Annotated in this window: 4 protein-coding genes and 3 pseudogenes; 1 reads left to right on the top strand and 6 read right to left on the bottom strand. The window is 52.1% G+C overall.

The genetic code is table 11. The features are described 5' to 3' along the window. From GGR04_RS20615 to GGR04_RS24090, 6 genes and pseudogenes are all read right to left on the bottom strand, one after another. The coding region (locus GGR04_RS20615) for a calcium-binding protein (RefSeq protein ID WP_281383142.1) at nucleotides 1-6,431 on the bottom strand (6,431 nt) is incomplete at its 3' end. A 5-nt stretch (nucleotides 6,432-6,436) separates the two neighbouring features. Continuing rightward, nucleotides 6,437-7,144: a hypothetical protein gene (locus tag GGR04_RS20610; RefSeq protein WP_183202059.1), complete on the bottom strand. Its 708-nt coding sequence runs from the start codon at nucleotides 7,142-7,144 to the stop codon at nucleotides 6,437-6,439. Between the two features lie 165 nt (nucleotides 7,145-7,309). Next, nucleotides 7,310-7,588 (bottom strand): annotated as a pseudogene (locus GGR04_RS20605) (integrase core domain-containing protein); the annotation flags it as partial. Between the two features lie 119 nt (nucleotides 7,589-7,707). Further along, nucleotides 7,708-8,250: pseudogene (locus GGR04_RS20600) on the bottom strand (IS630 family transposase); the annotation flags it as partial. 55 nt (nucleotides 8,251-8,305) lie between these two features. Then, nucleotides 8,306-9,016, bottom strand: coding sequence for an IS6 family transposase (locus tag GGR04_RS20595; protein WP_183202057.1), 711 nt, complete (start codon nucleotides 9,014-9,016; stop codon nucleotides 8,306-8,308). Nucleotides 9,017-9,086: 70 nt separating this feature from the next. After that, a pseudogene (locus tag GGR04_RS24090) lies at nucleotides 9,087-9,293 on the bottom strand (transposase); the annotation flags it as partial. Nucleotides 9,294-10,045: 752 nt separating this feature from the next. Here GGR04_RS24090 and GGR04_RS20590 point away from each other — a divergent pair. Continuing rightward, nucleotides 10,046-10,741: Ig-like domain-containing protein (locus tag GGR04_RS20590; RefSeq protein ID WP_183202054.1), on the top strand; the 696-nt coding region annotated here is incomplete at its 3' end.

Genomic DNA, 10,741 nt, shown 5'->3' with positions numbered 1-10,741 from the left:
GGATTGATGCCTTCGAGCACGAGCATATCGACGGTGCTGTCGTAGGACATGGCCTCGATGATCGTATCGTGACCATCGCCGCGAGCGTAGAGGTAGATGTCACCTTTGGACTTGCCGTCGAGTATGTCATCGCCCAAGCCGCCCCGGATGGTATCGCTGTTACCTGTACCAAGCAGAGAGTCGTTGGAACCCGTTCCTTCGATCGAAGCGGTGCTGCCATAATCGCTCAGGCGTGTCAGAATTACCGTACGGTTCCAAATCGTACCATCAGCGAATACGATCCGCTCGATTCCGGTTTTATCGCCTTCTAATGAGAAATGCCCGATAACCGAGACTGAGCCAGCGCGATTAGCAAATGTCAATACAAGATCAGCAGCATTTGTTACAGATCTGGAAACTAAGACCTCACCCGGACGAATTGTAGAGCCGAACTGAATGCTGTCTGTACCCGACGTATCACCATCCACAATTATGTCGTCGCCATCGCCGACGTCGTAGCGGTAGGTATCAGAACCTCCACCGCCCTTTAGAAGGTCGTTCCCCAGCCCACCGACAAAACGATTGTCCGACGCATTACCAGTGAATACGTCATTTCCAGAGCCACCGATGAGATTTTCGATGTTTCGAACCACGTCTTCACTAATGCCACCGACAGTAACGACAGCATTTGTACCACCACTCAAACCGATATGAACCGCCGCCGTCTTCTCGGAATAACTCGCTGTGTCGGCGCCCTCGCCGCCATCTAGCTCGTCTTTTCCCTCATAACCCTGAAGTATGTCGTTCCCTGAATATCCAATTATAACGTTATTTTCATTGTTACCAGCGAGGATGTCGTCGCCCGTTGTTCCTCGAATAATTGCAAAACTTGGATTTTTTAGCTTAGCCTGGATGTCACTTTCGTTCCAACTGGAACCATCCGCAAATCGGAGCGCCTCAATAGCCTTAAAACCAGATTGGTTAAAATAGCCCTTTATCGTTATTTGCTCCACCCCAATCGTCAAAACTAGATCATAATCCGATCGCTTGACCAAAACATCTCTATCAGGGTCCTGAACCTCAATGACAAGGGTATCCTGAGAACTGTATGTAACATAACGAACATTGTCATCGATGGTATCGTTGCCATCACCACGTTTCCAAATGTACGTGTCGGCCCCATCACCACCTTGAAGCAAGTCGTCGCCGACGCCACCGACAATCGTATCGTTCGTCCAAAAACCCCTGATCGTATCGTTTCCGCTCGTCGCAGCGGTAGCGAGGAAGCGTCGACGCATGTCACCCGCTGTCAGAACAGTTCCGTCCGCAAACTCAAAGTTCTCTATTTCATAAGGCCGATAATTTATAGTCGTATAATCATTCTGACCTTGAATCGTCAGCGTATCGAGCGTTCCACGGATCCGGAGAACGAGCGAATAATCAGACGTATGTTCTATAACCTCAATATCTTCAGGCTTAACCGACGCGGCAAAGAGAATTCGGTCGCCATCTACGCTGGACAATATCGATTTTTCGTAGTCGACAATACGATCACGACCAAACCCGCGATCAAACACGTAGGTGTCATCACCGTCATGTCCGATCAGAAGATCATCGCCCGCTCCCCCATTGAGGGTCTCGGCTAGATTAAACGCTTCGATCGTGTCGTTGCCACCGGTTGCCGTTAGCAGAATCGCCTGTATGTCACCCAACGTTAGGACGGTGCCATCAGCAAACTTAAATCTTTCAATACGCTCGAACTCATAACTACCGATCCCCTGAACGACATTGAAGTTGTCCCTAATCGTTAAGGTGGAGCCGTCGCTTAAGGTAATAATCAGATTGGCAGTGTTTAAGCCACGAGTGAATGTGACATCCCCCCGTTGGACGTCAGAAGCGAACTGAATGGTGTCTTCAGCGCCTGAGTAGATTGAAGTTCGACCCTCCGTTATAACGTCACGGCCGTAGCCAAATCCAAATACATACGTATCATTACCGTCTCTACCAGAAAGCAGATCGTCACCGGCTCCGCCATCAATCGTATCGTCGAAGTGCGATCCGTAAATCATGTCACCGTCGATTGTTTTGGAAGACGATATCACGCTACGAATAAGTGTCTGCCAATCCATGCTGGTCCCATCGGACCATTCGAATTTCTCGATCAGACTGAGATTGATAGCACCGTACACGCCTGTTTCGGCAAACTTATAAAAGTCTTTAACTGTGATCGTATCTTGGGTTCCCCTGATAGTCGCAAGTAAATCATAACTACCGCCATTACGATAAAACACTACGTCCGAAACGTTGACCCCTTGCTTAAAACGAAGGACGTCCTGCATTCCCGAAATAATGTTCTGGGTATCGTCGTACACTGTATCTCGTCCATCACCTCGACCGAACAGATACGTATCGTTCCCGTTGACGCCGGACATCATGTCGTCGCCAGCACCACCGTCTATCACATCATCCGACGTGAAGCCTATAATCGTATCATTACTGTTGGAAAAGGCTTGTTTGAGCGCTAGCTCGTTTATCTCTTTAAACGTAACTTCCGTGCCATCATCAAAACGGAAATACTCAATCCGGTTTAGCCAGAGCGTCCCAAGAACACCGGTGTAAGCAGCTGAGTCCTGGCTGCGGATCAGCAGCTCGTCCGTGGTGCCGCTCACCTTGATCAACAGATCGTTAGTTCCAATCGGCTGACTGAACAGCAAGTTCGCTAGCGTAACTCCTGGCCCAAACGCTACAATATCAAAATCTAAATTAGTTGTTGAGAATGCTGCGTCTCTCATATTCTCATAAATGACATCAAGACCGTAGTTGCGCCCAAAGAGGTAGATATCGACATCGTTACCCCCCTCTAGGTAGTCGTTCCCGAGCCCTCCATCTAGGACATCACGATCGGGCGTTCCAATGATTTCGTCAGCTCCATCCGTACGAAATTGAGGAGCAATTTTCCAAGCGAGTTCGTTGATGGTCCACGTCTCGCCATTGGCAAAAAAGAAGTGATCGATACCCCATGATTCTGACAGGTCTCCCTGGACCAATCCGCCGCCGGGCAAGATACCTTCAAACTGGTTTTTGACTGTTATGGTCTCCCCAGTTTGACGAAGCTCGAAGACAACATCCAACCCGGCTCGACGTACGATGAAGTCGTTGGAGTTCCAATTTGCAAACCGAAGATAATCCGGTGTTCCGCCGAGTGCAGCCTCATGATCCCAAACTATGTCATGACCAAATACCTTGCCAACGATGTAGGTATCGCTCCCGGCTCCACCAGAGGCAGTTTGGTCCCTTCCGCCGAGAAATATCAAATCGTCTTTCGAAGTACCAGCTATATCGGCATCGTAGTCCCGAACCAAACGCTCGGCCGGTACTTCAAATATTTCAGCAATTGATGCGGCGTCAATGCCGATTACGATATCTCCAAGAGCGCCGATGATATTGGCGTAAACAAAACCGTAGGTAATAGAAATATCGTCACTTTCGACATTATAATCGCCGATAATGACCTGATATATTTCATTGAATTCTTTAATGTATTTTGATGGATTGTCGCGCTGAGCGGCGTCTGTCAACACTCTGGTAAAGAACGGCACTAGCTGTCGATCTGTCGCGCTGGCGAATTGATCGGTGACCGAGTCATATTTCAAACCATAGTCGAGCCCGTCTTCGGATTGAAGTGCGAAGCGAACCGCTATCAAGTCCAAGAACTCGTTGGCCTTACCGTACGTTTCTTGAATCACGCGCAGGCCAGCGGCGGGGTCTTTCGGCACAAATTCTAAAGCTAACTCCTCGCCAGAGAAACGTTCAATGAATTCCTGCTGAAACGTCGTCAAACTGGACCAATGACGCGCTGTTCCCGCCGCTGCACGTTCGAAGTCGGTGAGTTGCGGATAGGGGATCGGGTTGCCGTCGTCGTCCTTTACGACCGAATTTTTCGCGGTTCGCCAAAACTCACGACCGCTCTCGACGACACGATAGGCGTAGTCGACGACGGCATCTCCATCATTGCCGCTTTCCAAAAGAATGGGAACATCAGCGTATGTACGTAAGATTGCCGGTCGTTGCGCGTCCATCCAACCGCGAACGATCGGGACTATGGCGGAGCGAAGGTCAGATAGTGTTGTAATCTTGAACGTAGCCAACGTAGCTTCAACTGTTTGTTCCAAGCCATTGCTAGCAGTCAAAGCTACATGGAGATCGGTAAGCGACCCATGACCCTTTATGTTCGGCAGCTTAGCGATGTCTGCGGAAACGGACTTGTCGCCGAGATATGTTGTTTGGAAGTTGTCGACAAGCAGGCTAACGTCCGCAATTACGCCTTGGCCTCCATCAGCACGAGTAAATGTTCCAGTGGCTTGGATGGAACCTCCAGCAACTCTGTTCTCAACTTGTGTGTTTGACAGAGATATAGAATAAATTCCTAGTTCAATTAATGAACGGAGTTCATTCGCCGTTGAGACGCCATCGCTGTTAAGGTCCTGCCAAATTTTTAGCTTGGAAAAACCTTCGTCAATACGATCGACTTTGCCGTCCGCGTTCTCGTCCATTGATGCCAGATCAGCGAAACCTGAGATGAACTTTTCATCCGGTGTCAATAAACCGTCACCATTAAGATCGACGGGTCCAACCCGACGCGGCCCACCGAACAGCTCGCCTACTCCACTGACGGCGCCGTCTTGGTTCCGATCAAGGGTTAGGAAGCCGTCGTCTTCTGAGACCCAAGACGCCTTTTCGGCAAAACCGTCGCCATTCAGGTCGAACGATGGGGAAGTTGACGATAGCCCCGCGATCTCGATACCGTCACCATCAAGATCGAATACAAGCGGATCTACACCTTGCCAAGCGGAATACCCAGTCATCGCCTTCATATAATCACCGAGAATCGTACGCCACGACTCCAAGATGTTTGCGCCCCTATCTTGCGATATGAGGTTTGCAAGTGTTTCCGCTTCCCAATTTACCCGAACGAGATGCAACCCAAATGGACGTTCATCAGCATTATGATTGTAATTCGCTCTTTGTCCGTCAGAAATGAAAGCATAATTATCGAAGCGATCTTTGATGACAAGTTCGTTCGTTTTATTGAAACCATATTGAACAAGGCCCATCTGGCCGGATGTCCAATTGGTCTCTTGTTCGCCTTTCACGACGATCTGCGCGGCTCCAGTGAGTTTGATCAGCCCGCCGTACGCATACATGCGATCGTCCGCATCGGCGTCCGTATACAAACCAACTCCGCTGAGGTTGACGACATCCCTGCCAGCGCCGAGCTTCACTTCGACCGCACTTCGGGTAGAAAGCGATAAGGTATCGTCGCCGCCGCCCATGTCAATTTTCTCGAGCCCGATGGAGCCGATTAACTTGTCATCACCATTTCCTAATCTTAACCGTTCAAAGTTTGAAAATGAGTCGCGTAAAAATAGATTCTTATGAACTACGAACCCGTCTTTGCCGCCAGGTAGCGATCTGTAGTATACACTTACACCGTCGACATCATTGTAAATTATTATGTCTTTACCAGTCCCGCCGTACGCAATATCGGATCCCTGGGATCCAAGAGTGACTGTGTCATCGCCACTTCCGCCATGGATAATATCAAACTCTGAAGTTGATATTAGCTGATCATCCTCTGCGAGTCGGCCGATAATGATATTGCTTTTGAGAAGTTGAAATACGCCGATGGTTGGCGCTGCATTGGCGCTATTCAGCGAATCAATCCCTGCAGCAAAAGCAGTATTTATAAGTGAAAGAGTACCTCCAACCCCTAAGCCGTTATTAAAGAGGGTGCCCACAAGTTCTGCAAGTGCATCTACTATTTTTTCTTGGGTAACTGAACCTTGTGCATAGGATAATCCAGCGCGGGCCGACTCAACCAAAGCTAGAAAATCGTATTGCGCGTTTTTTTCATCTAAAATATATTTTGCATAAAAATCCGAATTACCGAGTCCGAGGAATAGTATGGTCCCCGACCACGGCGCAAAATCTGATTTATCAGCAAAAATGGCGCCGATCACGCCACCAGCATCGTTTGCACCGATAGTTTGCAGATCAGGAAAAATTCCGCTAAGTGCTTGGTTGGTAACGTTGAGTGCAATGGCATTCGATGCGTTTTGCAATGCTCCGTTAGATGGAGACATGTAATCTCCTGTCCGTATTTTGTACTGCTCAGCAGTCCAAGCTCGGATAAAGTCTCCGTAACTTCCGTCACCCTTGTTGACTTTAGATGCGCCGTTTAACCAAGCATACGATCCACGGTCAACGCCTTGCTCAAGCTGACCTGAGCTATTCGTCTGGATTAGCGCCATGTAGTCGTAAAGTTTATAATAATTACCGCGATACCCTGATCCGTCCCACCAGCCATCAGGGTCGGTTGTCGTTGCACCCGTGACGAGATTTTTAAGAGCCGCGAGTCGCACAATTTCTTCGTCGGTCAGAAGGTACGGCAAGAGAATTATTCCTTCGATTCGGATAAATAACGCACGGCGGAGTCGATTATTGGCCAAGCGCCGTTTTTGAGACAGGCTCTAGTGGTGGTTATGGTGATTGTAGCAGTGCTATTTTTATATACAGTGAAGGATGCTCGAACGTCAATGGCGCCTTCAATACGTGAGTACGGTTGAGCCAGAACGGTAGCAACAATGACTTCTTTTGAAATTGTATTATCGCTAAAACGCGGATTGTATAGGTAGTGCTCTTCGAAAAACGGATCCGAAGTCAAAGCGGATTGGACTAGTTTTGAATGGCCGTCATTTGGAAGCGTATCGGAAGCGGTAACGAAATCATTATACGTGACTTTCGACTCAACAAGTCGTCCACCATTGTTTGATATGCCAAAAAAAACAATTGCGGCACACGGGGAGCTAGTAAGACTGGGAAAAAATACGCTGTCAAATTGTAAATACTCGCCAATGTCTAGAATCAAGGTCTCGTTTGGACGAATATTATGCCCAGACTTACTGAGCCCCCACATAGCATCGCGCTTAAAGCTATAAACGTCTGATCCGACAACGGTCTTAATCCGAGTTGTATCTGCAAAACCGTCTTGATATTCTGCTGCGCTCACTAAAGTATAAAAAATAAAGCTATACGCCACCAATACGGCGTAGAGAAAATTACAAGCGAACTGTTGTTTTGATTTCGATGATCCGACCAAGCGCATAAGCGATTTTCTTTTAATATCCATATGTATATGCAACTATATAATTTGCTTCGGTTTCTGTTATTGGGTTAAACACTAAAAATGGGTTACGTCTCCCTTAATGTTTATCATAAGCTATGCGCCATGCGTCCGCTATCAATTTAATGTGATAAGCAATATCTTCTGTTACTTATGATCGGGTTTTGTGATATGGTTAGACAGCATGTTCTGTAGGAGGCGCCTGCAGCCGATCGATCCATGCGGCCGGATCGTGTTGTAGTGACGCCGCCAGCTTTCGATGACGATCTGCGCCTCGCGCAGGCTGTAGAAGATCTCGCCGTCGAGGAGTTCGTCGCGGAGCCGAGCGTTGAAGCTCTCGACATAGCCGTTCTCCCATGGGCTGCCTGGGGCGATATAAGTGGTCTTTGATCCAACGGCCGTGATCCAATCCTGCACGGTCTTGGCGGCTCTGTTGCAAAGTTTTAGACGCCTAGAATTTCATTCTACCGTCCGCCAACGCTGAGCCAAAACGAGGGACCTCACCAGCTCTTAAAGACTACAATAGGGCCTAGAGCACATCCGGCTTAATCCGGTTCATAGCCGGCAGCGGCGAAGTAGTTGGCGCATTCGTCTGGTTTGAAGAGTGGGATGACGGCGCCTACGGCATCCCACAGCCCGTCGACTGTCCTTTCTCCCTTTGATCTCATTACCGCCTTGAGCTTGGAGAAGGCCATTTCGATCGGGTTGAAGTCAGGACTGTAGGGCGGCAGGTAGAGCAACTCTGCGCCGGCCTGCTCGATCGCGAGGCGGACGCCTTCGGCCTTATGCGCCGGCAGGTTATCCATGACCACGATGTCGCCCGGCGCGAGCGTCGGCACGAGCACCTGTTCGACGTAGGCTCGGAAGGCGATGCCGTTCATGGCGCCGTCAAGGACCATCGGCGCGGTCATTCCGGTCAGTCGCAGGGCACCGGTGAAGGTCGTCGTCTTCCAGTGGCCGTGGGGAATGCCGGCCCGGCAGCGCTCGCCGCGAGGCGCCCGGCCGCGCAGGCGGGCCATCTTTGTCGATAGTCCTGTTTCGTCGATGAACACCAGGTGGGCCGGATCAAGATCGAGCTGGTCGTCGAACCGGCTCTGTTGCGAATAGCCCATCGGGCCGCAATGATCCCGTTCTGTTCCAATTTCAGGCGACGAACACCTGAAACAGCCGTCCGATGAAGCGGGCCTCAGATCCGCCGGCGAGGCTGTCCACCATCGAGCGGAATTGCCCCTTCCGGAACATCCGCATCGTCTCGAAGCCGCGAATGGCGTTGTGCGCCGTTTTCTGAGACTGGAAGCCCCGCACCGGGCGGATCCGCTGCTTGAGCTTGCCATGGTCGGACTCGAGCCGATTGTTCAGGTATTTGATCTGCCGGTGCTGGCAGCTCGCCGCGAGCCGTCCCTCTCGCCGTAGTGAAGCGATCGCCTCGTTGTAGGCCGGGTTCTTGTCCGTCGAGATCACCGAAGGCCGGTTATGCGGCGACCGGTTCAAAGCTTTGACGAGGAAGCGTTTGGCCGCCTTTGTCGTCCGTTTTTGCGACAGCTGGAAGTCCAGCGTTTCGCCCCGATCGCCGATCGCGCGGTAGAGGTACATCCACTCACCCCGGACCTTCACGTAGGTCTCATCGACGTACCAGCTGCCGCTGTTACGATCCCGGCACCACTGGACGCGTCGGTCGAGTTCGGGGGCGTCGTGCTGGACCCAACGGTAGATCGTGGTGTGATCGACCGAGAGGCCGCGTTCGGCCATCATCTCCTCGAGGTCGCGGTAGCTCAGCGCATAGCGGCAGTACCAGCGCATGCAGAGCAGGATGATATCGGGAGCGAAATGCCGGCCCTTGAACGCCAAACTCATGCCCGAGCCCTCGCTGTCCGCCGTCTTCGAGACACAGGCTCTCACTGCCTTCGAGGATTTGCAACAGAGCCGGCAGCAGCGACCAGGCGCAGCCGCTCGACGCGAGATAGAGGATGGCATTGACGACTTCGCGAAGATCCGTTGTCCGGGGACGGCCAATCGGCCGCGGCTCGGGGAGGAATGGCGAGATCAGTGCCCACTCCCGATCGTTGAGGTCACTTGAATAGCGCTTCCCTCGGCGCGCATAGTCGCGCCGGGCGGTTTCAGTCCAAGGCATGATCGGCTCCACCAAGTCTCGCAACCTGATGGAATCACAACCTACTGAAACCGCTCAACTCTTTTCGGGTTGGGCTCTTACATTTCTAACGATTTGTAACGAAAACGGTCGTTTCCAAGACAATATTTGAGCTGGCTTCAAGCGACGTGGGATAGGACCCTCGCTTCAGATTAGAATCACCTGCAGACGCGGCTGCACGCCTCATCACGCTGTAGGAAGAGCATCGTTCCACAGTGCAGCTTAGCTTATCGATTAATGCTCCTGGGAGACATGGCACAAGACAGCTAGGATCGCTATGGAATAGCTATGTGAGACCGATGAGCGATCGTACTATCAATATGCCAAGCTTCAATAGTATTAAATGCCTCGGAAAATGCGTCTATCATTGTATATATTCTTATATAAAAAGTTCCGCACTAGCAGTGACTATGTTTCTTCTTTTTATAACAAGCGCGAACGCCGCTTTATCATCGTCATGTGCAGCACTGAACCGTGTCGTTAGTGGATCATACACACAGAGATTCCTAGCATCGAGTTTTCAATTTGGCGAAGAACTTCAGGTATCTTTTACTGATGATGGATCCGATGTCGGCGGCAATCCAACGTCTACCGGAAGAGTCAATTTCCGAGACTATACCATATCGTCGATCTATTACGACCATATTGGAAACATCGCCGGGGCAGGTGGTGGCAAGAGCTTTACTGTTTCGTCTTCTAGCTTGCGCACTTCGGGGCTCTTCGTATCAATACGAGTGTCATCAGCTCTTCCGTCCGTTACCATTACCTGCTCCTCAACATCCGCTACCTTTGCGCCCGGCGCACCGACGATCGGCACGGCCAGCGCCGGCGACGCGCAGGCCAGCGTCGCCTTCACCGCGCCCGCCTCGGACGGCGGCGCCGCGATCTCCAGCTACACCGCCACCTCATCGCCCGGCGGCTTGACCGGTACGGGCTCGTCATCCCCGATCACGGTCGCGGGCCTCGCCAACGGCACGAGCTACACGTTCACCGTGACGGCGACCAACAGCGCCGGCACCGGTCCCGCCTCGGCCGCATCCGGCACGGCAACGCCCGTGGCCGCGCTCGCCGCTCCGGTCGCCGGCAATGCCGTCGCGAACGTCGCCGCCAACTCCTCGGCCAATGCCGTCACGCTCGCCCTCTCGGGCGGCACCGCCGCCTCCGTCGCGGTGGCAAGCCAGGCCGCCCACGGCACCGCCACGGCGTCGGGCACGTCCATCACCTACACGCCCGCCGCCGGCTATTCCGGCTCCGACAGCTTCACCTACACCGCCACCAACACCGCCGGCACGTCCGCGCCCGCCACCGTCAGCATCACGGTCAACGCCGCCGTGCCCGGCGCACCGACGATCGGCACGGCCAGCGCCGGCGACGCGCAGGCCAGCGTCGCCTTCACCGCGCCCGCCTCGGACGGCGGCGCCGCGATCTCC

The sequence above is a fragment of the Aureimonas pseudogalii genome (assembly GCF_014196835.1).
In the GTDB taxonomy this organism is placed as follows: Bacteria; Pseudomonadota; Alphaproteobacteria; order Rhizobiales; family Rhizobiaceae; genus Aureimonas; species Aureimonas pseudogalii.
Note: the sequence above shows the minus strand (reverse complement) of the source record. Positions and strands in the feature narration are given on the sequence as shown.

What these genes read in the sequence shown, in the direction of transcription:
- GGR04_RS20610 (WP_183202059.1), bottom strand. Translation starts at nt 7,144, where the DNA reads ATGCGCTTGGTCGGATCATCGAAATCAAAACAACAGTTCGCTTGTAAT.
- GGR04_RS20595 (WP_183202057.1), bottom strand. Translation starts at nt 9,016, where the DNA reads ATGAGTTTGGCGTTCAAGGGCCGGCATTTCGCTCCCGATATCATCCTG.